The sequence below is a fragment of the Streptosporangium canum genome, assembly GCF_900113865.1.
Lineage (GTDB): Bacteria > Actinomycetota > Actinomycetes > Streptosporangiales > Streptosporangiaceae > Streptosporangium > Streptosporangium canum.
Window position 1 is genome coordinate 294,523 of sequence record NZ_FOQY01000001.1, and the last position, 25,994, is coordinate 320,516.

The window sequence follows — 25,994 nt, forward strand, 5'->3', positions numbered from 1 at the left end:
AGCAGGTCACCGGGTCCTTAAACGCGGGCGGGAACGGCACTCCGCACCCATTCGACGATCTCCTGGGTGGTCGCGCCCGGTGTGAAGATCCGGGCCACGCCCATCCGCTGGAGCTCGGGCATGTCCGCTTCGGGGATGATCCCGCCGCCGAACACCACGATGTCGCCCGCGTCGTCATCCTTCAGCAGTTCGAGGACCTTGGCGAACAGCGGCATGTGCGCGCCCGACAGGACGGAGAGCCCGATCGCCGCCGCGTCCTCCTGGATGGCGGTGCGCACGATCTGCTCGGGCGTCTGGTGCAGGCCGGTGTAGACGACCTCCATCCCCGCGTCCCGCAGGGCCCGCGCCACGATCTTCACACCGCGGTCGTGCCCGTCGAGCCCGGGTTTGGCGATGACCACACGGATCCTCGGCACGGCGTCCATCCAGACCTCCTCGTCCGCGCTCCACCCGCAACATGAGGGCTGTACGCAGCGTAACCGCCCGCGCGGACGGGGTCCCGTCCGTGCCGGCGTCCTCATCCGGCGTCCAGCGGGCCGGATCTCCGGCATCCGATCCAGGAGGACACCCGTTCCACCCTTTTATTAGCATTTATAAGTATTAATTCCACATTTCGCTACGTCATGCCCTAGGGTTTTTGATCTTCTATCCTCAGGAGGAGAACCCCCCATGAAGCGATGGATCATCTTGGCATCCGGCGCGCTGATCCTGCCCGCGACCGCTGTCCCCGCGGACGCCCGGACCGCACCCGCCGATCCGGTGGCCACGCTGAAAACGCAGTTCGTCGCCCAGCGCGGCGTCAGGATCGTCGAGAGCGGCAAGACCGCGTCCGGCGGCAGCCCCCTCTCCGCGCAGAAGCGCGGCGGCGTCGTGCAGTTCGGCGTCTCGGGTGTGGCGGGATACGACATCCTGACCAAATCCGCTCTCGCCGGGGAGACCGCCAGACCGCTGCGCACCCTCGCCGTCGGCGGGAGCGTCCACACGAGCGGCGGAGTGATCGGCGAGGGCCTTCCCGACGGCCGCAGGTGGATGAGGGCGCCCGGCGGAATCCGCGACCTGTCGCCCTTCCTGACGCCGGTTCTCGTCCTGGAGCCGGCCACGCTGAAGACCCTGCTGTCGACCAGCACGGCCAAGAAGCCCGGTGCGACCCTGCACGGGGGCAAGGTCACCTTCGGCGCGCTCTACCGCGCCTCGCCGTCGTACCGGGCACGCCTCCACAAGAGGCCCAGCGCCAAGGTCGCGGCCATGACCGTGACCTGGCGGCTGTGGCTGGGGCGCGACGGGCTCCCCAGCAGGCTGGTCACCTCATGGGCGGAGCCGCCGCTCGCCATGAAGGTCACCCGCGTCAGCGACGTGCGGTTCGCCTCGTGGGGGACCCCGGTGAACCTCACCGCGCCGGTGGAGGAGGCGGCCGGCTGACGGCCGCCTCCCGCGCCGGACACCGGTGGGCCCGGCCGGGTCGGATCCGTCCCGGCTCGATCAGCCGGTCGCGCCGCCGGCCGGTACGGCCGACGCGGCGGCGAACTTCAGCCGCACCACGGTGTTGTCCAGGACGGACGGCGTGCCGCCGTTCTTGTCGTTGTTGGTCGAGGTGAGCCAGAGTCCCCCGTCGGGGGTCTTGACGACGGTGCGCAGGCGGCCCCACCGGCTGTTGAAGAATGCCCGGGGCGTGTCGGTGGTGCTACCGGTGATCTTCATGACCCAGAGCCGCTGGCCGCGGACGGCCGCCATGTAGATCCAGCCGTTGACGATCTCCAGACCGCTCGGCGACGCGGCGGCCACGTCCCACTGCTGGACCGGGTTGACGTAGGCCGAGTTGCCGCACCTGCCCTCGCAGTTGGGCCAGCCGTAGTTCTTGCCGGGTTGGATCAGGTTGAGCTCGTCCAGGGTGGCGTCGCCGAACTCCGACTCCCACAATCGGCCCTGGGAGTCCCAGGCCAGGCCCTGCGGGTTGCGGTGGCCGAGGCTGTACACCCTCGGCGCGGCCGGGAACGGGTTGCCGGGCGCGCCGGCGCCGGTCGGCGTCACGCGCAGGATCTTGCCGTTGAGCGAGTTGAGGTTCTGCGCCCGGTTGCCGTCCTGGGCGTCGCCGGTGGTGACGTAGAGGAAGCCGTCCGGGCCGAACTTGATCCGGCCGCCGTTGTGGAACTTGTTCTTGGCGATGCCGGTGACGAGCGGCTCACGGGCGCCGATCCGCCCGTTCTCGTACGTGAACCGCACGACACGGTTGTCGGACGCGGCCGTGTGGAAGGCGTAGACGTAGTGGTCGGTGGCGAAGGACGGCGAGATCGCCAGGCCCAGGAGCCCGCCCTCGCCGCTGGTCGTCACCGCCTCGGTGATCTTTCCGGCCACGGTCTTCTGCCCGCTCTGGGTGACGCGGACGATCTCGAACCGGTCCCGCTCGGCGACCAGCGCGCTGCCGTCGGGCAGGAAGGCGACGCCCCACGGCAGGTCGAGTTCGGCGACGTCCCTGTCGTAGACGGGATCGCCGCCGCCCGCCGTACCACTCGTCTTCACCGCCAGCGGCGCGCTGCGCGGCGAGAGGTTGCCGTTGGCGTCGAACGCCTCGACGGTGAACGCGTAGGTCGTGTTGGGCGCCAGCCCGTCCGCGGTCGCGGTCAGGTCGGGCACGGTGGCGAACTTCGTGCCGTCACGGTAGACGTTGTAGCCGGTGACCCCGATGTCGTCGGCCGAGGCGTTCCAGGCCAGCGTGACCGTGGCGGCCGCGACGCCGGTCGCGCGCAGGCCGGCCGGCGTGCTCGGGGGCCGGGTGTCGTCGCTCGGCGGCGTGGTGACGTCGACGTTGTTTCCCCCCTGAGAGGCGTTGCCCGCCGCGTCGTAGGCGAGCACGCTCAGCACGTACCTGGTGTTGGGCGTCAGGCCGGACAGTGTGGTGGCGGTGACGTTGCCGCCCACGGTCATGAGCACGTTGCCGCCGTTGTAGATCTTGTACTGCGACACGCCCACGTTGTCGGTGGACGCGTCCCAGGCCAGATCGGCCGAGGTCGGCTTGACCTCGCCGACGAGGCGCAGGTTCGCCGGGGCGGTCGGCGGCTCGGCATCGGCCGGCGCCGCCGCGCTCAGCCGGTCGAGGTTGGGGCCGCCGCCCGCGGTGGTGGCGGTGGCCCGGACCTTGTTGGCTCCGGCGACGAGGCCCGCGGTGACGGATCTCTCCACCCAGGTGGTCCACGCGCCCGTGCCGGGGAAGGACAGCCCGGCCGAGACCCTCACGCCGTTGACGGAGACGTCCATCGGCCTGTCGGCCGTGCTGCCGTTGGCGAAGCGGAACGCCAGGCCGTAGTTGCCGGCGGTCGCCGCGTTGACGGTGAACTCGACGGAGGAACCGGCGACGTTGGCGTAGTCGACGAAGCCGGTGCCGGTGAACCCGGCGTGCTTGTCGTCCACAATGCCCTGGGAGATCGTGGCGTTCTCCGCCTGGTAGTCGTCGCCGGCCACCGTCACCTCGACGTCGGCGAAGTCCAGGTTGGGCGTGCCGCCCGCGGTGGTGGAGGTGATCCGGACGGTGTTGGCCCCGGCCTTCACCGGCGCGGTCAGGGTGGAGGTCGCCCAGGCGTCCCAGCCGCCGGTGCCGTTGAACGCGCGGCCGGCCGAGACGACGACGCCGTTGACGGCGACGTCGGCGGGGCGGTTGACGGTGGTGCCGTTGGCGTACCGGATGGCGATGGCCGCGGATCCGGCGCCGGCGGCGTCGACGGCGAACTCGACGTAGGAACCGGCGACGTTGTCGGTGTTGACGAATCCGGTGCCGGAGAAGCCGGCGTGGTTGGCCTCCACCGCACCCTGGAAGACGGTGGCGCCTTCGGCTTCGTACCTGGTCGGCGCGGCGGTCGCGGGGAGCGCGGCCAGCAGGCCGAGCACCAGCCCGGCCACGAGCGCGCCGGCCAGCGAGCGCGCCCGGATAGGAGATCTCATCGATCCTCCTGCTGTTGTCTTGGGGGGAAGAAGAGCGAGGAGAGCTAGTTAGGAAGGCTTCCTAACTATAGGAGGGATGGGACCATTTCCACCGCCCCCTGTCAATAGAGCCGACAGGGCCCGTGACGCCGGCGCAGGCGGCGGCCGGCGCGGTGCCGTACGGCTCACGCACGCGCAATCCACGGACGGGACTTGTTGGCCCACGCCATAGCCGGGGCCCCGGCGGTTGGCTAGCTTGGCGGATCTTGACCCCGGGGAGGGAGATCCCGATGAGACGGTGGATTGCCGCGGTGGCGGCCGTGCTGGCCGGTTCGGTGCTGTCGACGGGGGTGGCGCAGGCGCAGGCTCCACCGTCCCCCGTGCAGAGACTGAAGCAGCAGTTCGGCGAGCACGTGGGACTGCGGATCTCCGACCTCGGCCGGGTCTACCGGGACGGCAAGCCGGCCGTCACCATCTGGCGCAAGGGCCGGGTGGAGTTCGACGCGGCCGGGGTGTACGGCACCGACACCGTGGGGCGGACGGAGCTGGGCAAGGGGGTCGTCAGGGAGCTGGAGAACCAGCTGGGACAGCGGCTCGGCTCGACCCGGGTGATCTGCTTCCCGGACGAGGCGTACCTGTCCGGCCCCGGCTACGAGACGTGGCTGCCGGAGGGCAAGACCTGGCTCGGCCTGATCGGCCCGGCGAACATCAAGCAGACGGCCGCGCTGCCCCAGATCGTGAACGTCTTCGAGCCCGCCACCCTGGGCACCCTGCTGTCACACGCCACGTCGAGGAAGAAGGGCTCGTACGGGACGATCCTCCAGGGCGCCGTCACGCTGCGCACCCTCTACAAGGTCTCCCCCAGCTTCCGCGACCGGCTCGCCGGCCCGCCCAGCGCGCGCAGCGGCCGGATCCCGATCGGCTTCCGGCTCTGGCTCGACCGGGCCCACCTGGCCCGCCGCCTGACCACCACCTGGAAGCAGCCCCTCCCCGGACGGCCCCGGAGCCACACCACCACGGTCGCCGACACCCGCTACACCGGCTGGGGTTCGCCCGTCACGCTCACCCCGCCGCCTCCGGAGGACACCGCCGACGCCGGCCGCGTCGGCCCCGACTTCCCCGAGCCCGCGGTGCTGCCCATCGGATAGGGCGGAGCGATTTTCTCCACCGTTAACGGAGCCGGGTTCTGCACGAAATATCCACAAGTCATTCAAGGCAAAACTCCGCATATGAGATTTCATCGTGATCTTGATGCGCAATAATTCCGACATCTCTCCCACACGGGGTGGAGGGATTATTCAGGAGGATTTTTCCTTGAAGCGATACATCGCCGGCCTGGCGTGCGCCGCGACGGCCGTACTGGGCGCCCCCGCGCTCGCCTCGACCGCGCATGCCCAGGCCGCCGATCCGATCACCGCGCTGAAGAGCCAGTTCAGCAGCGGACGCGGCGTGAACTTCGTCGACACCACGAAGGTTCAGGGCACGCAGGGGAACATGGTCCTCGTCAAGCGCACCGGCGCGCTCCAGTTCGGCCCCTCCGGAATCAGCGCCTCCGACCAGACCGCCCAGCTGCGGTTCAAGGAGAGCGATTTCGAGGGCCTCCTCATGGAGGACGGGGAGGACGAGGGGTTCTCCAAGGTAGTCAGAGGGCTGGCCAAGCCCGAGCGGGTCGTCCGCATCAAGAACACGACCTACGTCTCCGGTGGCGTCATGGGCGAGTTCATGCCCGCGGACAAGACCTGGGTCCGGTTCCCTGACGGCCTGCTCGGCCTCACCGGCACGATGAGCCAGTTCGTCAACGCGGCCGAGCCCGCGACGCTCAAGGCCCTGCTGGCGCACGCCACCAAGAGCGCCGGGACCTACAGCGGAAAGATCACCTTCGGTGAGCTGAACAAGGTCTCGCCGTGGTTCCGGGCCTCCATGGGCGCCCCGACCGCGAAGACCGCCAAGACCGTGGTGAGCTGGAAGCTGTTCCTCGGCTCCGACCGGCTCGCCAAGCGCCTGGTGACGACCTATTCCGGGGCCGGCTCCGACGAGAGCGCGGTCACGGTCGACACCCGCTACACCGGCTGGGGCTCCAAGGTCACGGTCAAGGCCCCGCCCGCCGACCAGGTCGCCGACCTGAAGGAGCTGGAGGAGGGCGCGGAGACCGCCACCTCCATCCCCCTGCTCGGCAACTGATCACCCTGCGCTGACCGCACCACCGCGCCCGGCAGGCACCGCCTGCCGGGCGCACCTTATTGATCAGCTTTTGGCCCGAAATGATGTTAATTGAGCAAGAATCTCGGGTGATCCCTCAGCGACGACGCGAGGACCCATACAGGAGGACCCCCTAGATGAGGCGAATGATCGCCACTCTGACCGGCGCCGCCGCGGCGGCGCTGATCGCCCCCGCACTCGTGGCCGCCGCCGCTCCCGCGAACGCCCAGCCCGCGCGGGCGAGCGCCCAGCCCGCGCAGACCGACCCGGTGTCCGCGCTGAAGAGCCAGTTCAAGCTCCACCGCGGCGTCAGGCTCGCCGAGAACGCGAAGATCATCGGCGAGGGCAAGAAACAGCGAGCGATCTTCAACCGGCGCGGCGGCGTGCTGGAGTTCGGCACGTCGGGCGTGGTGGCCTCGGACGTCACCGACGAGTTCACCCTGCCCGGGGCCGACAAGGAGCTCAAGGGCCTGTTCGGCCCCTCCCGCACGATCACGGTGAAGGGCACCACCTACACCTCCGGCGGGTTCTACGCCGACTCCATGCCCGAGGGCAAGAAGTGGCTGCGCGCCAAGGGCGGCACGGTGGCCCCGGGCAACCCCGCGCAGCAGATCCTCAACCCCCTCGAACCCGCCACCCTGAAGGCGGCGCTGGCCCACACGGCGACCAGGCGTCCCGGCGGCACCTGGGACGGCGCCCGGACCGTCGTCCACTCGGGCACGATCACCCTGGGCGAGCTCTACAAGGTCTCCCCCACGGTCCGCGCGCTGCTGAGCGGCAAGCCCTCGGCCGCGTCCGCCACGCTTCCGGTGAGCTGGAAGCTCTACCTCGGCCCCGACCAGCTCGTACGGCGGGCCGTCTCGTCCTGGACGCAGTCCCTGCGGGGTCTGACCAGCCTGGACATGACCTACCTCAACGACAGCCGCTACTCCGGCTGGGGCGTGAAGTCGGCCATCAAGGCTCCGCCCGCCTCCCAGGTCGCGGACTTCGACGACCTCGTCCTCGGCGAGGAGCAGACCGAGGACCCGTTCGTCCGCGTCTTCAAGGACTGATCCCGCTCTCCGGACAGGCCGATCCCGGACAGGCCCGGTGAGCCGGAGCTCACCGGGCCGCCCGGCGTCCGTCAGAGCTTCTCCAGCGACGCGTAGGCCAGCAGCAGGGTCTTCTCCCCGCCGCTGCCGAAGTCGATCTTCGCCTTGGTCTTCTCGGCCACGCCGTCCACCGACACGACCGTGCCCAGGCCGAACTGGTCGTGGGTGACCCGGTCGCCCGGGGTCAGGTTGGGGATCGGCTTCCCGCCGGGCTTCCTGGCGGGAGCCGGACGGGTCTCGCGGCGGGAGGCGCCGGCGCTCCAGGCGTTCTTGCCGGGGTCGCTGCGCCAGTCGACCAGGTCCCCCGGGATCTCGGCGACGAAGCGGGAGGCCGGGTTGAACGCGGGCGCCCCCCAGGAGCTGCGGACGGCCGCCCTGGAGACGTAGAGGCGCTGCTCGGCCCGGGTGATGCCGACATAGGCCAGCCGGCGCTCCTCCTCCAGCTCCTTCGGCTCGCCCAGCGAGCGCATGTGCGGGAAGACGCCGTCCTCCATGCCGGTGAGGAACACCACCGGGAACTCCAGCCCCTTGGCGGTGTGCAGGGTCATCAGCGTGACCACGCCCTGGCCGCCGTCGCCCGCCGGGATCTGGTCGGCGTCGGCCACCAGGGAGACCTGCTCCAGGAACTCCACGAGCGTGCCCTCGGGGTTGGCCTCCTCGAACTCCGACGCCACCGAGATCATCTCGTCCAGGTTCTCCAGGCGGCTCTCGTCCTGCGGGTCACCCGAGGTCGCGAGCTCCGTCCGGTAACCGGTGCTCTCCAGCACCTCCTGGGCCAGCTCCGACGGCGGCGTGCCGGCGGCCTTGGCCATCAGCTCCTCCATCAGCGCGACGAACTCCCTGATGGCGTTGAGCGACCGGGTGGCCATGCCCGGCGCCTCGTCCGCCCGGCGGAGCCCCTCCCAGAACGGGATCCGCTCGCGGGACGCGAACGCCTCCACCATCGCCTCGGCCCGGTCGCCGATGCCGCGCTTGGGCACGTTCAGGATCCGGCGCAGCGACACCACGTCGTTGGGGTTGGCCAGCACCCGCAGGTAGGCCAGCAGGTCACGGACCTCCTTGCGCTCGTAGAAGCGCACCCCGCCGACCACCTTGTAGGGCAGGCCGGTCCGGATGAAGATCTCCTCGAACACCCGGGAGGCCGCGTTGGTCCGGTAGAACACCGCCACCTGGCCGGGCACGACGCCCTCGTCGTCGGTGAGCTTGTCGACCTCCTGCGCGACGAACATGGCCTCGTCGTGCTCGTTGTCCGCGACATAACCGACGATCTTCGGGCCGGCGCCCTGGTCGGACCAGAGGTTCTTCGGCTTGCGGCTCTCGTTGCGCGAGATCACCGCGTTGGCCGCGCTCAGGATCGTCTGGGTGGAGCGGTAGTTCTGCTCCAGCAGGATCGTCCTGGCGTTGGGGTAGTCGCGCTCGAACTCCAGGATGTTGCGGATCGTCGCGCCCCGGAAGGCGTAGATCGACTGGTCGGCGTCGCCGACCACGCAGAGCTCGGCGGGGGCGACCGCGCCCTCCCTGACCAGGTCGCCGTCGGCGGTGCGCAGCTCGGGGGCGCCGACGAGCTCGCGGATCAGGGTGTACTGGGCGTGGTTGGTGTCCTGGTATTCGTCCACCATGACGTGGCGCCAGCGGCGCCGGTAGTGCTCGGCCACGTCGGGGAAGATCTGGAACAGCGTGACCGTCAGCATGATGAGGTCGTCGAAGTCCATCGCCCCGGCCTCGGTCAGCTTCCGCTGGTAGTTGCGGTAGGCCTCGGCGAGCGTGCGCTCCAGGTGACTGGAGGCCTGCCCGGCCGCCGTCTCGTAGTCGATCAGCTCGTTCTTGAAGTTGCTGACCTGGGCGGAGAAGGAGCGCGGCGGGTAGCGCTTGGGGTCGAGGTCCATCTCCCGGCAGACCATCGCCATCAACCGCTGGGAGTCGGCCTGGTCGTAGATGGAGAAGCTCGACGGGAAGCCCAGCCGCTTGGCCTCGCGCCGCAGGATCCGCACGCACGCGCTGTGAAAGGTCATCACCCACATCGCCGCCGAGCGCGGGCCGATGAGGGTGTCGACCCGGTCCTTCATCTCCCGCGCGGCCTTGTTGGTGAAGGTGATCGCCAGGATCTCCTGCGGCTGCGTGCCCCGCTCGCCCAGCAGGTAGGCGATGCGGTGGGTCAGCACCCGTGTCTTGCCTGATCCGGCGCCCGCGACGATGAGCAGCGGGCTGCCGTGATGCACGACGGCCTCCCGCTGCTGGGGGTTGAGCCCGTCGAGCAACGGGTGGGTCAGGGAAGCGGCTGGGATCGACACGCTCCCTAGGTTATGGCGGTCCGCCGACAACCGGGTCCAGCCGAGGAAAGGAATGCCGACAGACTTGTCAGTGGTTGTGAGAATTGATCGATACGCGGAGAACAGAGGGGCCTCTCATGCTGTCTGAGAACGAGATCAACCGGGTGCTCGTGGTGACCGCGCACCCGGATGACGTCGACTTCGCCGCCGCGGGATCGATCGCGCGGTTCACCGACCGGGGCGTCGAGGTGACCTACTGCGTCGTCACCGACGGCGACGCGGGCGGCTTCGACCGGGAGCTGGACAACGGGGGCATGGCGGGGCTGCGCCGTACCGAGCAGACCAACGCGGCGAAGATCGTCGGCGTGACCGACCTGCGCTTCCTCGGCTACCACGACGGGACCGTGGTGCAGAGCCTGGACCTGCGGCGCGACATCACCCGGGTCATCCGCCAGGTCAGGCCCGACCTGGTGATCACCCACACCCCGGAGCGCAACTACGGGTTCATCGCCCCCAGCCACCCCGACCACCGCGCGGTCGGCGGCTCCGCGCTCGACGCGGTCTACCCCGACGCGCGCAACCCCTACACCTTCCCCTCGCTCCTGCTGGAGGAGGGCCTGGAGGCGTGGACGGTCCGGGAGGTCTGGCTCAACGGCGGCCAGACCCCCGACCATCACATCGACATCACCGACACCTTCGAACGCAAGCTCTCCGCGCTGCGCGCCCATGTGAGCCAGACCAGCCACATGGAGGGGTTCGACGACTTCCTCCGGACCCGGTTCTCACAGGTCGCGGCCGAGGCGGGCCTCGGGGAGGGCCGGTACGCCGAGGCCTTCCAGCGGGTCCCCACGGCCTGAGCCGGTCGGCGATGAGGATCGCCCGGCCGGCGGGAGAAGAGCCACTTCCGTGAGCCCCATCGAGCTGTCACCGGTCACCGCCGTCGCCGTCGTCCTCCTGGCCCTCGCGGGCGCCGCCGTCGCCCTGCTCGGCCGCCTCGGGCACGCCCGCGCCGTGCTCACCGCGTGCCTGCGGGCGGCCGTCCAGCTCGGCGCGGTGGCGCTGATCATCGTCTGGGCCGTCGATCGACCGCTCGCGGTGGCGGCCTTCGTGCTGGTCATGTACGGCGTCGCGAGCCTGACCGCGGGGCGCAGGATCACTTCGGGCCGGGCGGTCCGGTGGGCCGCCGTACCCGTCGCGGTGGGGGCCCTGCCGGTCCTCGCGCTGCTCGTCGGCACCGGGACCGTCCCGCTGAAGGGCATCACGCTGATCCCCGTCGCGGGCATCCTGCTCGGCGGGTGCCTGACGGTCACCGCGCTCGCCGGACGGCGGGCGGTGGACGAACTGGTCCAGCGGCGCGGCGAGGTCGAGGCGGCGCTCGCGCTGGGATTCTCCGAGCGGGACGCGGCGCTGGAGATCTGCCGCCCGGCGGCGGCTCAGGCGCTGGTGCCCGCGCTGGACCAGACCTCGACCGTGGGACTGGTCACGCTGCCGGGGGCCTTCGTCGGGATGCTGCTGGGCGGGGCGAGCCCGCTCCAGGCCGGGGTCGTCCAGCTCGTCGTGCTGGTCGCGCTGCTGGCGGCCGAGGCCACGGCCGTACTCGTCACGATCGAACTGGCGGCTCGGGGCCGGTTCCCGGCGCGCCGGTGAGACGGCCGCCCCCGGAGCCGGGCTCGGCGGGGGCGAGGCGGGCGAACAGGTAGCCCAGCGAGTTGGTCGCGACGTGGAACAGCGAGGGGGCGGCCAGGCCTCCCCGGCGGCGGAGCTCGGCGAAGAACACCCCGGCCACCCCGGTGGCGGCCACCGACCCGGCCACCACCCGCGCCGCCTCCCACGGCGACGCCCGCACCGGCGGGCCCGGCGCGGCCCCGTCCCCCCGCCCGTCCTCCCCCTGGCGCCCGTCTTCCCTCCGCGACCCGTCTTCCCTCCGCGACCCGTCTTCCCTCCGCGACCCGCCTTCCCTCCGCGACCCGCCTTCCCTTCGCGGCCCGTCTCCTCTTCGCCGCTTGTCTTCCCCCTGGCGCTCATCTTCCCTCCGCCGCCCGTCGCCCCTCCGCGGCCCGTCGCCGGGCGGCTCCCCCGCCGCCAGTCCGCTCAGCGCGGGATTGGCGGCCATCATGTCGATCGCGGGGAGCACGTGCCAGAGGCCGAACAGGGCCGAGGAGACGGCGGTGGCCGTACGGGGGCCGTGGGAGCGGGCGAGGAGGGCGTGCAGGACCCCGCGGAAACCGACCTCCTCCAGCAGGACCGTGCCGACCGGCACCTGGAGCAGGGCCTCCTCAAGCGCACGGGCCCGGGAGAGCGACAGCGCCCGCTCGTCGCGGAAGAAGCGGCGGGTGGCCGGGACGGCGATCCCCACGGCGTAGACCCCGGCCACGGCCGAGGCGAGGGCGCCGCCGATCCGCAGGCCGCGCGGGCCTTCATGGAACCCCAGCTCGGACCAGGACAGCCCGGAGCGGCGGGCCAGGGCGAGCAGCGCGCAGGTGGCGGCGGTCGAGGTCAGGGGGGCCAGGCGCGGCGCGACGCGGTTGTTGAGGACGTTGGCCGTCGCCAGGACGGCCACCGCGCTCGCGAGCACCGCCCTCCGGTCCGTCGTCAGGACGGCCACCGCGCCCGCGGGCACCGCCCTCCGGTCCGCCGTCAGGACGGCCACCGCGCTCGCGAGCACCGCCCTCCGGTCCGCCGTCATGGCCGTGCCACCCTGCTCCGCCCGCTCCGCGTCCCGGATCCGCGCACCTTGATCCTCCTCAGCCTCGGGTCCGAGGCTATGCGGGGCGGGCTCATCCCGCGGCGGGCTGCCGCCATCCGGAGGGGAACCGCAGGCTGCGCCGTTCCTGGACGGTGAGGCCGCCCCAGATCCCCTCGGGCTCCCCCGCCCGCACGGCGTAGGCCCGGCAGTCCGCCAGCACCGGGCATCCCGCGCAGACCGCCTTCGCCCGCGCCTCCTGCTCGGCCGACTGCGCCAGTGGAAAGAACAGCTCGGGATCGCTCGCGCGACAGGCGCCCCGTATGGCCCAGCCGATCTCGCGCACCTTCCGCCGCATGACATCGCCCCCTGATGGATCGCCGGCCCTCAGACTAGGCGGATCCCAGCGGTACGGCATCAGCCTCCCGGCGGATTCAGGGGTAACCGCCGGGGTGTATCTCAGCAGGCCGCGGCGCCCTCGGTGTATCCCTTGGCGAAGAGCGCCTGGCGCTGCTCCGCCGTACCGTGGGCGTCGGGGCGCAGCCAGTCGTCGGTGGGGTCTCCCGCCGCGGCGAGGTTGAGGAACAGCTCGTCCCTGTCGCCCGGCTCCGCCTCCAGCGACCCGCCTGCGACGAGCGCGCCGAGGGTGCCGCCCGCGTAGCAGTCGGCCTGGAGCTCGCGCTCCACGTTGAGCCGGAAGCCGCTGTTCAGCTGCGCCTGTACGGCGTGCCCGAACTCGTGCGGGATGATCACGTAGACCGAGCCGTCGCCCATCTCGTCGTAGAGTTTGCGCATCCAGCGCTCGTCGTAGGCGATGAAGTGCCCGTCCGCGCAGTAGAAGGCGTTGTTCGGCACCGAGGGCAGGCCGCCGCAGTCGGGGCCGTCGTCCCCCCGGTAGGCGGTGAAGGCGGTGACCGGGCGGTAGGCCAGCCCGTCGGCGGCGAAGGCCTGCCGCCAGTAGGCCTCGCTGAGCTCCTTGGCCAGCCGGAGGTCGGACTCGAACGTCTGCCCCAGCGGGGCGGGCGTGGCGGCGTCGGGGCCCGGCCGGTCGCTCCCGCAGGCCACGGCTGTGGCCATCAGGAGCAGCAGCAGAAGGCAGCGGCGGACTTTCATGCGCCTCATCCTGACCCAGCCGGCCGCTCCGTGCGACAGCTCTCCCACCGCTGACCGGTTTCCTCCCGGAATCCCGCCGCGGGGGTCAGGGGGACGGCCAGGTGTGCACGGGCTCGTTGGTGTGCATGTGCTCGATGTAGCGCAGGGTCATCCGGCGCAGCGCCTCGTGCCTGTCGAGGTCCCCCAGCTCCTTCACGGTGTCGATCTGCCAGCTCGCCCCGGTCCTGCCGGTCACGCACCGCTGCTCGATGATCCCCAGCAGCCGGTCCCTGGGCTCGGGGTTCACGCCCCACAGGTCGAGGCCCTCGTAGGCGAGCGGCAGCAGCCGGCGCAGGATCAGCTCGGCGGCGGCCACCTCGCCGAGTCCCGGCCAGTAGAGGCGCGCCTCCAGCCCGTGCCGGGCGGCGGCGTGCAGGTTGTCCCCGGCCGCGGCGAAGGACATGCGCGTCCACACCGGCCGTTCGGCGTGGGGAAGCACGCGCATGAGGCCGTAGTAGAACGCGGCGTTGGCGGCGACGTCGGCGACCGACGGCCCGGCGGGCAGCACCCGGTTCTCCACCCGCAGGTGCGGGATGTCGCCGACGACGGCGTAGACCGGCCGGTTCCACCGGTAGACGGTGCCGTTGTGCAGGGTCAGCTCGTCCAGCGCGGGGGTCACGCCGCGGGCCAGCTCCTCACGCGGGTCGGCGTCCTCGCAGATGGGCAGGAGCGCGGGGAAGTAGCGCGCGTTCTCCTCGAACAGGTCGAAGACCGAGGTGATCCACCGCTCGCCGAACCACACCCTCGGCCGCACGCCCTGGGTCTTCAGCTCCACCGGCCGGGTGTCGGTGGCCTGCTCGAACAGCGGGATCCTGGTCTCCTGCCAGAGTTGCCGGCCGAACAGGAACGGGGAGTTGGCCGCCACCGCCACCTGGGCGCCCGCGATGGCCTGGGCCGCGTTCCAGTGGGCGGCGAAGGCCGCGGGGCTGACCTGGAGGTGGAGCTGGAGGCTCGTGCAGGCCGCCTCGGGTGTGATGCTGTCGGCGTAGGTGTCGAGGGTCTCCTCACCGTCGATCGACAGGTGCAGGTCCTCGCCCCTGGCCTCGAAGATCTGCTCGTTGAGCAGCTTGTAGCGCGGGTTGGCCGACAGCGTGCCCTCGTGCACGTCGCTCTCCCGCAGGGTGGGCAGGATGCCCACCATCACCAGGTGCCCGCCGACCGTGTGGGCCCGGCTCTCCGCGTGGTTGAGCCGGTCCCGCACGACCTTCTCCAGCCGCACGGGGCCGTCCCCCTCGAGGGACTCCGGCATGACGTTGATCTCCACGTTGAACTGGCCGAGCTCGGTGGCCCAGTCCGGCTCGGCGATCGCCGCCAGCACCTCGGCGTTCTTCATCGCGGGATCGCCGCGGTCGTCCACGAGGTTGAGCTCGATCTCCAGCCCGGCCTTCGGCTGGTCGAACTCGAACCTCGCCTCGCGCAGCATCTGCGCGAAGACGTCAAGACATCGGCGGACCTTGTCCCGGTATCGCCGTCGGTCCTCCCGGCTGAACACCATCGCAGGCACATCGCGACCCATACTTCGCAGAGTCGCACATAAGTTACAGATAGTACAGGTCAGACCAGGCGTCGCGCGGTGGCCCACCGGGAGAGCTCGTGGCGGTTGGAGAGCTGAAGCTTGCGCAGGACGGACGAGACGTGGGTCTCCACGGTCTTGACCGAGATGAACAGCTCCTTGGCGATCTCCTTGTAGGCGTAGCCGCGGGCGATCAGGCGCAGGACCTCGCGTTCGCGCTGGGTCAGCGAGTCGAGCTCGGGGTCGATCGGCGGGGCCTCGCTGGAGGCGAAGGCGTCCAGCACGAAGCCGGCCAGTCTCGGGGAGAACACCGCGTCGCCGTCGGCCACCCGGCGGATGGCGTCGGTGAGCTCGCGGCCGCTGATGGTCTTGGTGACATACCCTCGGGCACCGCCGCGGATCACGCCGATGACGTCCTCGGCGGCGTCGGAGACCGACAGCGCGAGGAAGCGGACCGAGGAGCCGGAGCCGAGGACGCGGCGGAGCACCTCCTGGCCGCCGCCGCCGGGCATGTGCACATCGAGCAGGACCACGTCGGGCTGGAGCTCCGCGATCGTCCTGACCGCGGACTCGACGTCCTCGGCCTCCCCGATCACCTCGATGGAGTCGCCCAGCTCGGCGCGGACACCGGAGCGGAACAACCGGTGGTCGTCGACGATCAGAACCCTGATCGCGCTCATGAGCCCTCCCCCGCCGTCCGCGCTCCCGCACTGCCGTTCTTCCTGGCTCGCTCGCTCACGTCTTCTCCAGCTTCATGGTCAACATCACTTCCGTGCCCTCGCCGGCCTCGGTCCGCACCCGGGCGCTGCCGCCGTGGCGTTCCATCCTGCCGATGATCGACTGGCGGATGCCCATCCGGTCCTCGGGCACCTGTCCCATGTCGAACCCGACACCACGGTCCCGGACGAAGATGGTGACCTCCTCCGGCTCCGCCTCGGCGTAGACGGAGATGACCGATGATTCAGAGTATTTCGCGGCGTTGACCATAGCTTGCCGTGCGGCCTGCATCATCGCGGACAGTTCCGGGGTCAGCGGGCAGTCGCCGACGCAGACGACCTCGATCGGCACCCCGTGCGCGTCCTCCTCCTCGGCCGCGACCCGGCGCACGGCCGCGGCCACCGAGGCGTCGGCGTCCTGTTTCGGCTGGTAGAGCCAGTTGCGCAGCTCACGTTCCTGGGAGCGGGCGAGCCGCATCACCTCACGTGAGTCATTGGCGCTGCGCTGGATCAGCGTGAGCGTGTGCAGTACGGAGTCGTGCACGTGCGCGGCGAACTCGGCGCGCTCCTCCTGCCGGATGCGCTCGCGGCGCTCCCGCTGCAGCTCCTTCCAGAGCGCGGCCAGCCACGGGGCCGCGATCAGCGCGACGCCGCCCACGACCACCAGCGTGAACATGACGCCCGGACGGGCGCTGCCCAGCTCGTCGGTGACCACCAGGAAGCCGATGGCGCCGACCACGACGAGCGCCAGCCCGGCGAGCGTGCGGACCCGGTTCTGGCGCCCCTGGCCGACCGTCGAGTTCATCCAGCGCTGCCGCCGGTCCGGGTCGGCCTGCTGCCACAGGATCAGCGAGCCGATCCCGCCGACCGCGATCGGCCACGCGCCGATCCCGCCGGCCGAGGCCCCGGTGAGCCAGCCGAGAGCCATCAGCGCCAGCCCTATCGCGCCGTAGGCGGCGACCTGGCTCCAGTCGCGGGAGGGCTCCCTGCCCTCGTACAGCTCGCGCGAGGTGAACATCCACAGCGCCGCGTAGGCCACGGCGCCGATCCCGTCCAGGACGGTGAGCAGCACGAACGCCAGCCGCAGCGCGACCGGGTCGAGCCGGAGCTGGGCGGCGGCGGCCTGGGCCACCCCGGCGACCAGACGACCCTCCACCGGCCTGATCAGCCGAGGGAGGGCGGGTTCTTCCGGGGGCGCGGGCGCCGCGTCATGAATTGTCGGTCGGTCAGCCATATCGTCAGCATCGTCACATGTCGGGGTGCCTCTTCGCATCCGGCGTTCCCCTGACGCGACCCTGAGAGGGGCCTTCCCGCTCCGGGAGGACTCAGGGGTCTCCCGGATGCGATCTCCGCCGGGGAAGGCCACGATTGGTACATGACCGACACCGGGAACGCACAGGACCCGGCGAGCACCTCGTCCGACTCGCCGCCCGCATCCCCCCTTACTGAGGAGCGCGTGCTCCGCCGCAGTGACGAGGGCCGCATGCTCACCGGCGTCTGCGCGGGCCTGGGCCGCTACGCCGGGATCGACCCGGTGCTGTTCCGCGTCGGCTTCGCGGTGCTGGTCCTCGGCTCCGGGATCGGCATCATGCTCTACATCGCGGCGTTCCTGCTGATGCGGGAGGCGAGCGGCGGCCCGGGATACATGGAGCAGTGGACCCGGCGCACCTTCGACAGCGAGACCGTGCTGGCCCTGCTGACCGGCGTGTTCGCCTTCGGGCTGATCATCAACCTGTCCTCGGACGGCATCGGCACCGGCACGGTCGTGGTCGGCACGCTGTTCGCCATCGTCCTGCTCGCCGCCCACGCCCGCGGCGTCGACCTGCTGGCCGTGGCCCGTTCGCTGCCCGACCGGCTCCGCGGCCGTCGCGTTCCCCGCCCGTCCGGGCCGCCGCCCGCGGCCTTCGCCCCCGCCCCGCCCGTCGCGCACCCCTACCCGGCCGCGCCCCCGCAGACCGGATCGATGTCCACCGCCCCCTACGCGGCTCAGGCCCCGGCCGCGGACCCGGCGCCGGTCCCCGCCCCGCAGGGCGGCGGCACAGCGCCGGCCGGCGACATCCCGTCCGCCGAAAGCACGCCGCTCCCCGCCGACCCGCCCTCCGCCGCGGACACCCGGTCACCGGAGAACGCGCCGCCGTACACGGAGACGGCTCCGGTCGCGGACACCCGGTCACCGGAGAACGCGCCGCCGTACGCGGGCACGGCGCCGGTCGCGGGCGGCCCGCCGCGGGGCGCGTTCCCGGCCGGGGGCATGCCGCCGCCTCCCCGGCCCGCCCCCCGGCCGTCGTTCGACTCCTCCGGCGAGCCGTTCTCGCCCTACGGGCCCTACCAGCCCCTGGACCCCCGCAGGCGGCAGCAGCAGTACTCCCCCTATGACCTCTCCGGGTACGGCGGGCCGGTCCGGACGGCGCCCCGGCCGAAGCGGCCCCGGTCGTTCGTCGGAGGCGTCACCCTGTTCCTGGCCATGATCGTTGGAGGGATCATCATGGCGATCCAAGCCACGTCGGGATCGGTCAACATGACGATCGCCGGCGGCGCGATGCTGATCACCATCGGCGCCGGCCTCCTGGTCGCCGCCTGGTTCGGCCGGGGCGCGGCCCTGGTCGCGGCGGGCACGATCATCTCGATCGCCCTGGTCGCGGGGTCCACGCTGACCGACATGCCGAAGAGGTTCGGCAGCTACCACTGGGAGCCGACCAAACTGTCCGAGATCGCCGCGGACTACGACGTGGGCGTCGGCGAGGGCACCCTCGACCTCAGCGACCTGGCGTTCCCGCCGGGCTCGCGGACCGTCGTCGACGCCTCCGTCTCGGTGGGGCAGCTCAGCGTGATCCTGCCGCCGACGGTCCGGGTCGAGGTCAACGGATACACCAAACTGGGCGACGTCAAGATCGACCATGCGGTGGAGGGCGGGGCCGACATCCGGCACGACAAGATCCTGGAGCCTGAGACGGCTCCGAAGGGCGACGTGGCGACCGTCGTCCTGAACGTCAAGGCGGGCATCGGAGACGTGGAGGTGCGCCGTGCGGCCTGAGGTCGACCGGACGACGGAGCGCGGCAGGCTGCACCGGACGGACTGGATGGCCCTGCTCAGCGGCGTGCTGTTCATCGCGGTCGGGACCGTCCTGATCAGCCGGCCGGACATCGAACCGGTGATCATGATCCCGGTCGTCCTGTGCGGCCTGGGCTTCGCGGGCCTGGTCGCCATCCTTGTCCGGGCGGTCCGGCGCTAGACCGACCTCACGGCCTTCATTCAACCCAAGCGTTAGACTTGGAGCATGTTGGTCCTGGAGTTCGTCAGCACGGTCCGCGCGACCCGGAGCGGGCTGCTGGACACGCTCCCGGACGTCGAGGGCATGACCGAGTGGGGCCGGGCCCACGCCGCCGAGCTGGGGATCACCGCCGGCTTCACCGCCACCGAGGACCTGTGGCGCGAGGTGGTGGAGCTGCGGCAGGCCGTACGGGCCCTGCTCGCCAGGGCCGTCGCGCCGGGCCCGGCGAGCAGCGCGGACGCCGACCGGCTGCCGGGATTCACCGAGTCGCTCGACCTGGTCAACGCCACGGCGCTCGCCGCGCCGCTGGCCCCCCGGCTGGACTGGCCGGCTGAGGGCGCCCCGGTGGCCACGAGCGTCCCGGCGGGCGAGAGGGCGCAGTCCCCGCGCATCCGGGCCGCCCTCGCCACGTCGGCGATAGAGCTGCTGGCCGGACCGGCCCGCGAGCAGCTGCGCGCGTGCCCGGCCCCCCGCTGCGTGCTCTATTTCGTCAAGGAGCACAGCCGCCAGGAGTGGTGCTCGGTCGGGTGCGGCAACCGGGCCCGCGCCGCCCGCCACTACCACCAGCACAAGGGCCGGTGATCTCCGGGCCCGCCCGCCCGGCGAGCCCCCCACCCCCACCGTCCGGCCGGCCTTCAACCGTGCGGCGCGCCCGCACGGCCGCGCGGCCGGCTCCCGCATGCCCACGCAGCCGTACGGCGGCTCCAGCATGTCCGCGCAGCCGCGCGGCCGGCTCCCCATGCCCGCGCAGCCGTGCCGGGCGGTAGCCGTACGGCCGCACCGGCGACCCCGCGGGGCTGCACGGCGGCTCCGGCGTGCGGCGGCCAGACGGGCGGGACCGTCGCGATCCTTCTTGACAGTGATTCAGATCACATTTTTCTAACGTCAAAAATCTCACAACTCCATTAGATTGTCTTCCAGACCTAACGGGCAAATCCGTTGGGAACCGTGATAGGGAGATGAGATGACCTTCCAGACCGGCCATGTCGGCCTCAACGTCTCCGACCTCGACAGGTCCAAGGACTTCTACCTGAAGATCTTCGGCTTCGAGGTCTTCGGCGAGTCGGCCGATCCGGACCGCCGCTACGCCTTCCTCGGCTCCGACGGCAAGCTGCTGCTGACCCTCTGGCAGCAGAGCGAGGGCCGCTTCGCCACCGGACTGCCGGGGCTGCACCACCTGTCCTTCCAGGTGCCGGACATCGAGGCGGTCCGCCGGGCCGAGACCGTGATCCGGGAGCTCGGGGCCACGCTCCACCACGACGGCGTGGTGCCGCACGGCGAGGGCGCGTCCTCGGGCGGCGTGTTCTTCGAGGACCCGGACGGGATCCGGTTGGAGATCTTCGCGCCCAGCGGCGCCGGCGAGCGGCCCGCCCCGACCGCTTCCGCCCCCACCTGCGGCTTCTTCTAAACCCATGAGGCACGCGGGAGAGCTGGCCGTGCAGCGGCGGGCCGGGGTGCGGGCCGGGACGTGGGGCTCGGCCTCGGCCAGGCCGGAGATCCCGGCCGCGGCCGCCGCGTTCCTGGCGCGACAGCGGATGCTGCTGATCGGGGCCGAAGGCCGGGACGGGCGGCTGTGGGCGAGCGCGCTGACAGGGGCGGCGGGGTTCGCCGAGGCCGTGGACGAGCGGACGATCGTGATCGAGGCGGTCCCGGGCGAGCACGATCCGCTGGCGGGGCTGACCGGCGGCGAGATCGGGATGCTCGCGATCGAGCCGGCGACCAGACGCAGGATGCGGGTCAACGGCACGGTCCGGCGCGACGGCGGGCGCCTGACCGTCCGCACCGAGCAGACATACGCGAACTGCCCCAAATACATCCAGACGCGGGACATCTCCGACGAGCCCGCCGCCGCCTCTCCCGCGGCCGCCTCGGCCGCCCGGACGCTCACCGCCGAGCACCGGGCGTGGATCGAGAGCGCCGACACCTTCTTCGTGGCCACCCGGGCCCCGGATCTCGGCGCCGACCTGTCCCACCGGGGCGGCAACCCGGGATTCGTCCGGGTGGCCGGCCGCCGGCGGCTGGTCTGGCCCGACTACGCCGGCAACTCGATGTACATGACGCTCGGGAACCTGGAGCTCGACGAGAGCTGCGGCCTGCTCTTCCTCGGCTGGGAGAGCGGCGAGGCGCTGCACCTGACCGGGCGGGCCCGCGTCGACTGGGATCCGGGGGACGTCCCGGGGGCGCAGCGGCTGGTCGAGTTCGAGGTGGACCGGGCCGTCCACGTGCGGGGGGCGAGCCCGTTGCGCTGGACGCTCGACGGATACTCCCGCTTCAACCCGCCGGTCCGGCCCGCCCCCGCGGAGGCGGGGGCCGGTGCGGCGGAGAGCGGCCGGGATGGCCAGGATGGCCAGGAGGGAGAGCCGCGATGAAGGTCATCGTGGATCGGGCGCTGTGCCAGGTGCACGCGCAGTGCGTGTTCGCCGCGCCCGAAGTGTTCGAGCTGGACGACGACGACCGGCTCGTCTACGTCGCCGAACCGGACGACGGACTGATCGACGCGGTCGAGGAGGCCGCGCGGGCCTGCCCCGTGCAGGCGATATTCCTGGAGGAAGCATGAACTTCACCGAGGAGACGGCCAGGGCCAAGGTGCAGGCCGCCGAGGACGCGTGGAACACGCGGGACCCCGAGCGGGTCTCGCTCGCCTACACGCCCGACTCCGTCTGGCGCAACCGGGACGAGTTCGTCACCGGCCGCGCGGAGATCAGGGAGTTCCTCACCCGCAAGTGGGCCAGGGAGCGGGAGTACGCGCTCCGCAAGGACCTGTGGACGTTCGGCGGCAACCGCATCGCCGTACGGTTCCAGTACGAGTGGCACGACGCGGACGGCCAGTGGTGGCGCAGCTACGGCAACGAGCTGTGGGAGTTCGCCGACGACGGGCTGATGCGGCGTCGCGAGGCGAGCATCAACGACGTCCGGATCGACGAGGCGGACCGCCGCATCCTCGGCGACCGCACACCGAAGGAACTTCCGCTGGCGTGATACCAGGGGGTTGACCGGGCACAACAGGGGCGTACGTTCACTTTTGTCGGCTCTCACTTCTCCTATGTCCCCTGCGGATGTTCTTGGAGGACGTATGCCCCGAATCACCGTCACCGTCGACGGAGTCACCTATGAGGAGGAGGTCGAGCCGCGTCTCCTCCTCGTCCACCTGCTGAGGGATCGGCTCGGCAAGACGGGGACGCCCGTCGGCTGCGACACCAGCAACTGCGGCGCCTGCACCGTGATGCTCGACGGCAGGAGCGCGAAGAGCTGCTCCGTGCTCGCCGTACAGGCCGACGGGAGCGACGTCGTCACGATCGAGGGCCTGGCGCGGGGGGACGAGTGGCACCCCATGCAGAAGGCCTTCCACACCGAACACGCCCTGCAGTGCGGATACTGCACCCCAGGCATGATCATGGCCGCGATCGACCTGCTCAGGGACGACCCGGACCCGTCGGAGGAGGCCGTCCGCGAGGGGCTCGAAGGCAACCTGTGCCGGTGCACCGGTTACTGCAACATCGTCCGGGCGGTACGGCTCGCCGCCCAGGAGATGGCACAGGCCGGGGAGCGGCGGGAAGTGCGGACGCCATGAGCGAGCAACTCGACGCAGGCCTGATCGCCGAGCAGATCGCCGAGAGCGACCAGCTCGGCGAGCCCTCCGGCGCGCACGAGGTGGGCAGGGCCCGCAGGCGCAAGGAGGACGCCCGGCTGGTCACCGGCCGGACCACGTGGACCGACAACATCCAGCTCCCCGGCATGCTGTACATGGCGTTCCTGCGCAGCCCGATGGCGCACGCCCGGATCACCCGGGTGGACACCTCGGCCGCGCGTGCCCGGCCGGGCGTGGTCGCGGTCTACAGCGGCCGGGACCTCGCCGACGAGCAGGGCAGCCTGCCGTGCGCCTGGCCCGTCACCGAGGACATCGTCATCCCCGACCACCCGCCCATGGCGGTGGAGGAGGTCCGCTACGCCGGCGAGGCGGTGGCCTGCGTGGTCGCCACCGACCGCTACAAGGCCGCCGACGCCCTGGAGGCGATCGAGGTCGACTACGAGCCGCTCGACGCGGTCGTCGACATGACCGAGGCGCTCGCCGAGGGCTCCCCCCTGGTCCACGAGTCCGGCAACCGGGCCTTCACCTGGAAGTTCGCCGGGGGCGACATCGACGCGGCCTTCCGCGACGCCCCCGTGGTGATCGAACGCACCTACGTGCAGCAGCGGCTCATCCCGACCGCGATGGAGCCCCGCGCGGTCGTGGCCACCACCGACGGCGACGGCTTCACCCTCTACTCCGCCACCCAGATCCCGCACGTGCTGCGGGTCATGCTCGCGCTGACGACCGGCATCCCCGAGCACAAGCTGCGCGTGGTCGCCCCCGACGTCGGCGGCGGCTTCGGCTCCAAGCTCCAGGTCACCGCCGAGGAGGTGCTCGGCCTGCTCGTCACCAGGCGGCTGGGCAAGCCGGTGAAGTGGACCGAGTCGCGCTCCGAGGGCAACCTGACCGTGCACCACGGCCGCGACCAGCTCCAGCGGATCTCCCTGGCGGCCGAGCGGGACGGGCGCGTCCGGGGCGTCCGGGTGGACCTCCTGGCCGACATGGGCGCCTACCTGATGCTGGTCACGCCCGGCATCCCGCTGCTCGGCGCGTTCATGTACAACGGCATCTACAAGATCGACGCCTACGACTTCACCTGCACCGGCGTCTTCACCACCAAGATGCCGACCGACGCCTACCGGGGCGCCGGCCGCCCCGAGGCCACGTTCGCCATCGAACGGGCCGTGGACGAGCTCGCGCACGAGCTCGGCCTGGACCCCGTCGAGGTACGGCGCCGCAACTGGATCACCCACCAGGAGTTCCCGTACGACACGATCTGCGGGCTGACCTACGACTCCGGAAACTACGAGGCCGCCACCGAGAAGGCGCTCGCGCTGTTCGGCTACGACAAGCTCAGGGCCGAGCAGTCCGACCGGCGCGACCGGCGCGACCCGGTGCAGCTCGGCATCGGCGTGTCGACGTACACCGAGATGTGCGGGCTGGCGCCCTCGCGCGTGCTGGGCTCCCTCAGCTACGGCGCGGGCGGCTGGGAGCACGCCTCCGTCCGGATGCTGCCCACCGGCAAGGTCGAGGTGGTCACCGGCACGAGCCCGCACGGGCAGGGGCACGAGACGGCCTGGAGCCAGATCGTGGCCGACGCGCTGGGCGTGCCGTTCGGCGACGTCGCCGTGCTCCACGGGGACACGGCGATCTCCCACAAGGGCATGGACACCTACGGCTCGCGTTCGCTGGTCGTGGGCGGCGTGGCGGTCCTGGCGGCCTGCGAGAAGGTGAAGGACAAGGCCCGGCTGATCGCCGCCCACATGCTTGAGGCCTCCGCCGACGACATCGAGTTCTCCGCCGGGTCGTTCACGGTGCGGGGCACGGCCGAGGGGAGGACGATCCAGGAGCTCGCACTGGCCACCTTCGCCGCACACGACCTCCCCGACGGCGTCGAACCCGGCCTGGACGCCGACGCGACCTTCGACCCGGACAACTTCTCCTTCCCGCACGGCACCCACCTGTGCGCGGTCGAGGTGGACACCGAGACCGGCGCGTGCGCGATCCGCTCCTACGTGGCCGTCGACGACGTGGGCTCCGTGGTGAACCCGCTGATCGTCGAGGGGCAGGTGCACGGCGGCATCGCGCAGGGCATCGGCCAGGCACTGTTCGAGGAGGCGGTCCACGACACCGAGGGCAACCTGCTCACCACGACCATGGCCGACTACCTGATCCCGACGGCGGCCGACCTGCCCGATTTCACCACCGACCGCACCGAGACCCCGGCGACCAGCAACCCGCTGGGCGTCAAGGGCGTCGGCGAGGCCGGCACGATCGCCTCGACCCCGGCCGTGGTCAACGCGATCGTGGACGCGCTGCGCCCGTACGGCGTGCACGACGTGCGGATGCCGTGCACGCCCGAGCGGATCTGGCGGGTGGTCTCCGAGGCGGGACCGCCGGCGTCCGGATCCGCTGCGGCCGAAGCGCCCGCAGGGGCCTCCGCTGGGGCATCCGCGGAGGCGCCCGCGCCCACGTCCGGCCCCGGCCCCATGTCCACGCCCGGCCCCGCGTCCACGCCCGGCCCCGCATCTACACCCGGGTCCGGGTCCGGGGAGGCCACGTCCAGCTCCGAGGGAGGCGCCCGATGATCCCCGCGGCGTTCGACTACATCCGGCCCGCCTCGCTGGAGGAGGCCTGCCGCGTGCTCGCCGAGGCCGACGCCGCCGGCGACGACGTCAAGGTGCTGGCCGGCGGCCAGTCCCTGCTGCCGCTGCTGCGCCTGCGGCTGGCCTATCCCGCCGCGCTGGTGGACCTCGGGCGGCTGCCGGAGCCACGCGGCGTGGAGGACCGGGGCGACCACGTGTTCGTCGGCGCACTCACCACGCACGACGAGGTGCTGCGCTCCGGCGTGGTCAGGGAGCAGGTTCCGCTGCTCGCGCTGGCCACCGCCACGGTGGCCGACCCCGCCGTACGGCACCGCGGCACGTTCGGCGGGTCGATGGTCCACGCCGACCCCGCCGGCGACCTGCCCGCCGTCGCCCTGGCGCTGGACTGCGTGTTCGTCGTCAGGTCGAGCGAGGGAGAGCGGGAGATCCCGGCCTCCGAGTTCTTCGTCGACTACCTGGAGTCCGCGCTCGGACCCGGCGAGGTGCTGCTCGGCGTCCGGGTGCCTAAGCTCGGCCCCGGCTGGGGCTTCCACTACGAGAAGTTCCACCGGACCGCGCAGGCCTGGGCGATCGTCGGCGTGGCGGCGGCCGTACGGCGCGACGGCGGGACCATCGGGGAGGCCCGGATCGCGCTGACCAACATGGGGCCGACACCGGTGCGGGCGCGGGCGACGGAGGCCGCGCTGCGCGGCCTGAGCCCCGCGCCGGTCGGCGGTGCCGGCGACGGCGCGCGGGACCAGGTCAGGGACGCCTGCGGCCAGGCGGACTCCGGCACCTCGCCCCCGGCGGACCTGCACGCCAAGCCCGACTACCGCCGCCACCTGGCCCGGGTGCTGACCTACCGGGCGGTCAGGGCCGCGACCGGCTGAGCCCCGTCCCACCGGCCGGGAACCCTCCGGCCGGTGGACGGGCGTCCGCGCCGGTCAGAAGTTCAGCTTCCGGCCGGTGGGGCAGGCAGAGTTGTGACAGCCGCCGCGCGCGGTCGTAATGTCGCAGAAGCGGCCGATCG

Annotated in this window: 25 protein-coding genes; 16 read left to right on the forward strand and 9 right to left on the reverse strand. The window is 71.8% G+C overall.

The window, feature by feature from the left end:
- Positions 1-17: 17 nt before the first annotated feature.
- Positions 18-425 carry a coenzyme B12-dependent isobutyryl CoA mutase small subunit gene (icmB, locus tag BM085_RS01230; protein ID WP_093885191.1) on the reverse strand — a complete coding sequence of 136 codons (408 nt, stop codon included), beginning with the start codon at positions 423-425 and terminating at the stop codon, positions 18-20.
- A 244-nt stretch (positions 426-669) separates the two neighbouring features.
- On the opposite strand from icmB, the gene BM085_RS01235 reads away from it, so the two are divergent.
- Positions 670-1,419 carry a hypothetical protein gene (locus BM085_RS01235; RefSeq protein WP_093885192.1) on the forward strand — a complete coding sequence of 250 codons (750 nt, stop codon included), beginning with the start codon at positions 670-672 and terminating at the stop codon, positions 1,417-1,419.
- A gap of 60 nt (positions 1,420-1,479) precedes the next feature.
- On the opposite strand, the gene BM085_RS01240 is transcribed toward BM085_RS01235, so the two are convergent.
- Entirely contained in the window at positions 1,480-3,933 is a 2,454-nt protein-coding gene (locus tag BM085_RS01240) for a PQQ-dependent sugar dehydrogenase (protein WP_093885193.1), read from the reverse strand.
- Positions 3,934-4,202: 269 nt separating this feature from the next.
- Here BM085_RS01240 and BM085_RS01245 point away from each other — a divergent pair, with 269 nt between their 5' ends.
- The 3 genes from BM085_RS01245 (at position 4,203) to BM085_RS01255 (ending at position 7,163) form a co-directional block, all read left to right on the forward strand.
- Positions 4,203-5,060, forward strand: coding sequence for a hypothetical protein (locus BM085_RS01245; RefSeq protein ID WP_143120757.1), 858 nt, complete (start codon positions 4,203-4,205; stop codon positions 5,058-5,060).
- A 166-nt stretch (positions 5,061-5,226) separates the two neighbouring features.
- The gene (locus tag BM085_RS01250; protein WP_093885195.1) at positions 5,227-6,093 is read left to right on the forward strand and encodes a hypothetical protein; all 867 of its coding nucleotides are present in this window, start codon (positions 5,227-5,229) and stop codon (positions 6,091-6,093) included.
- 155 nt (positions 6,094-6,248) lie between these two features.
- Positions 6,249-7,163 (forward strand): hypothetical protein, encoded by a 915-nt coding sequence (locus BM085_RS01255; RefSeq protein WP_143120758.1) that lies wholly within the window; start codon positions 6,249-6,251, stop codon positions 7,161-7,163.
- Between the two features lie 71 nt (positions 7,164-7,234).
- Here the strand turns inward: BM085_RS01255 and pcrA are convergent, their stop codons facing one another.
- Positions 7,235-9,487 (reverse strand): DNA helicase PcrA, encoded by a 2,253-nt coding sequence (pcrA, locus tag BM085_RS01260; RefSeq protein ID WP_425443252.1) that lies wholly within the window; start codon positions 9,485-9,487, stop codon positions 7,235-7,237.
- A gap of 122 nt (positions 9,488-9,609) precedes the next feature.
- Here pcrA and BM085_RS01265 point away from each other — a divergent pair, with 122 nt between their 5' ends.
- Together BM085_RS01265 and BM085_RS01270 are read left to right on the forward strand one after the other, a co-directional pair.
- On the forward strand, positions 9,610-10,329 hold the full coding sequence (locus BM085_RS01265; protein WP_031160900.1) for a PIG-L deacetylase family protein: 720 nt from the start codon (positions 9,610-9,612) through the stop codon (positions 10,327-10,329).
- Positions 10,330-10,378: 49 nt separating this feature from the next.
- The gene (locus BM085_RS01270) at positions 10,379-11,119 is read left to right on the forward strand and encodes an ABC transporter permease (RefSeq protein ID WP_093885198.1); all 741 of its coding nucleotides are present in this window, start codon (positions 10,379-10,381) and stop codon (positions 11,117-11,119) included.
- Here BM085_RS01270 and BM085_RS01275 read toward each other — a convergent pair.
- From BM085_RS01275 to BM085_RS01300, 6 genes are all read right to left on the reverse strand, one after another.
- Complete coding sequence (locus tag BM085_RS01275; RefSeq protein ID WP_093885199.1) at positions 11,073-12,158, reverse strand: CPBP family intramembrane glutamic endopeptidase; 1,086 nt, start codon at positions 12,156-12,158, stop codon at positions 11,073-11,075. The genes BM085_RS01270 and BM085_RS01275 overlap by 47 nt on opposite strands.
- Before the next feature lie 91 nt (positions 12,159-12,249).
- Complete coding sequence (locus BM085_RS01280) at positions 12,250-12,513, reverse strand: WhiB family transcriptional regulator (RefSeq protein ID WP_031160905.1); 264 nt, start codon at positions 12,511-12,513, stop codon at positions 12,250-12,252.
- 101 nt (positions 12,514-12,614) lie between these two features.
- Positions 12,615-13,268: a neutral zinc metallopeptidase gene (locus BM085_RS01285; protein ID WP_093885364.1), complete on the reverse strand. Its 654-nt coding sequence runs from the start codon at positions 13,266-13,268 to the stop codon at positions 12,615-12,617.
- Between the two features lie 85 nt (positions 13,269-13,353).
- Positions 13,354-14,823, reverse strand: a complete 1,470-nt coding sequence (locus tag BM085_RS01290; RefSeq protein ID WP_093885200.1) for a glutamate-cysteine ligase family protein — start codon at positions 14,821-14,823, stop codon at positions 13,354-13,356.
- Positions 14,824-14,861: 38 nt separating this feature from the next.
- On the reverse strand, positions 14,862-15,500 hold the full coding sequence (locus BM085_RS01295; protein WP_031160912.1) for a response regulator: 639 nt from the start codon (positions 15,498-15,500) through the stop codon (positions 14,862-14,864).
- Positions 15,501-15,555: 55 nt separating this feature from the next.
- The gene (locus BM085_RS01300; protein ID WP_093885201.1) at positions 15,556-16,770 is read right to left on the reverse strand and encodes a PspC domain-containing protein; all 1,215 of its coding nucleotides are present in this window, start codon (positions 16,768-16,770) and stop codon (positions 15,556-15,558) included.
- A gap of 141 nt (positions 16,771-16,911) precedes the next feature.
- Between BM085_RS01300 and BM085_RS01305 the strand changes: the two genes are divergently transcribed.
- From BM085_RS01305 to BM085_RS01350, 10 genes are all read left to right on the forward strand, one after another.
- On the forward strand, positions 16,912-18,570 hold the full coding sequence (locus BM085_RS01305) for a PspC domain-containing protein (RefSeq protein ID WP_093885202.1): 1,659 nt from the start codon (positions 16,912-16,914) through the stop codon (positions 18,568-18,570).
- Positions 18,560-18,769, forward strand: coding sequence for a hypothetical protein (locus tag BM085_RS01310; RefSeq protein WP_093885203.1), 210 nt, complete (start codon positions 18,560-18,562; stop codon positions 18,767-18,769). The genes BM085_RS01305 and BM085_RS01310 overlap by 11 nt, the downstream gene beginning before the upstream one ends.
- Positions 18,770-18,814: 45 nt before the next feature.
- Positions 18,815-19,390 carry a CGNR zinc finger domain-containing protein gene (locus BM085_RS01315; protein WP_093885204.1) on the forward strand — a complete coding sequence of 192 codons (576 nt, stop codon included), beginning with the start codon at positions 18,815-18,817 and terminating at the stop codon, positions 19,388-19,390.
- A 382-nt stretch (positions 19,391-19,772) separates the two neighbouring features.
- On the forward strand, positions 19,773-20,216 hold the full coding sequence (locus tag BM085_RS01320; RefSeq protein WP_093885205.1) for a VOC family protein: 444 nt from the start codon (positions 19,773-19,775) through the stop codon (positions 20,214-20,216).
- A 4-nt stretch (positions 20,217-20,220) separates the two neighbouring features.
- On the forward strand, positions 20,221-21,177 hold the full coding sequence (locus BM085_RS01325; RefSeq protein ID WP_093885206.1) for a pyridoxamine 5'-phosphate oxidase family protein: 957 nt from the start codon (positions 20,221-20,223) through the stop codon (positions 21,175-21,177).
- The gene (locus tag BM085_RS01330; protein ID WP_093885207.1) at positions 21,174-21,365 is read left to right on the forward strand and encodes a ferredoxin; all 192 of its coding nucleotides are present in this window, start codon (positions 21,174-21,176) and stop codon (positions 21,363-21,365) included. Before BM085_RS01325 ends, BM085_RS01330 begins: the two co-directional genes overlap by 4 nt.
- On the forward strand, positions 21,362-21,787 hold the full coding sequence (locus BM085_RS01335; RefSeq protein ID WP_093885208.1) for a nuclear transport factor 2 family protein: 426 nt from the start codon (positions 21,362-21,364) through the stop codon (positions 21,785-21,787). The genes BM085_RS01330 and BM085_RS01335 overlap by 4 nt, the downstream gene beginning before the upstream one ends.
- 94 nt (positions 21,788-21,881) lie before the next feature.
- The gene (locus tag BM085_RS01340; protein WP_093885209.1) at positions 21,882-22,379 is read left to right on the forward strand and encodes a (2Fe-2S)-binding protein; all 498 of its coding nucleotides are present in this window, start codon (positions 21,882-21,884) and stop codon (positions 22,377-22,379) included.
- Entirely contained in the window at positions 22,376-24,967 is a 2,592-nt protein-coding gene (locus BM085_RS01345) for a xanthine dehydrogenase family protein molybdopterin-binding subunit (RefSeq protein ID WP_093885210.1), read from the forward strand. The genes BM085_RS01340 and BM085_RS01345 overlap by 4 nt, the downstream gene beginning before the upstream one ends.
- On the forward strand, positions 24,964-25,854 hold the full coding sequence (locus BM085_RS01350) for an FAD binding domain-containing protein (protein WP_093885211.1): 891 nt from the start codon (positions 24,964-24,966) through the stop codon (positions 25,852-25,854). The genes BM085_RS01345 and BM085_RS01350 overlap by 4 nt, the downstream gene beginning before the upstream one ends.
- Positions 25,855-25,994: the final 140 nt, after the last annotated feature.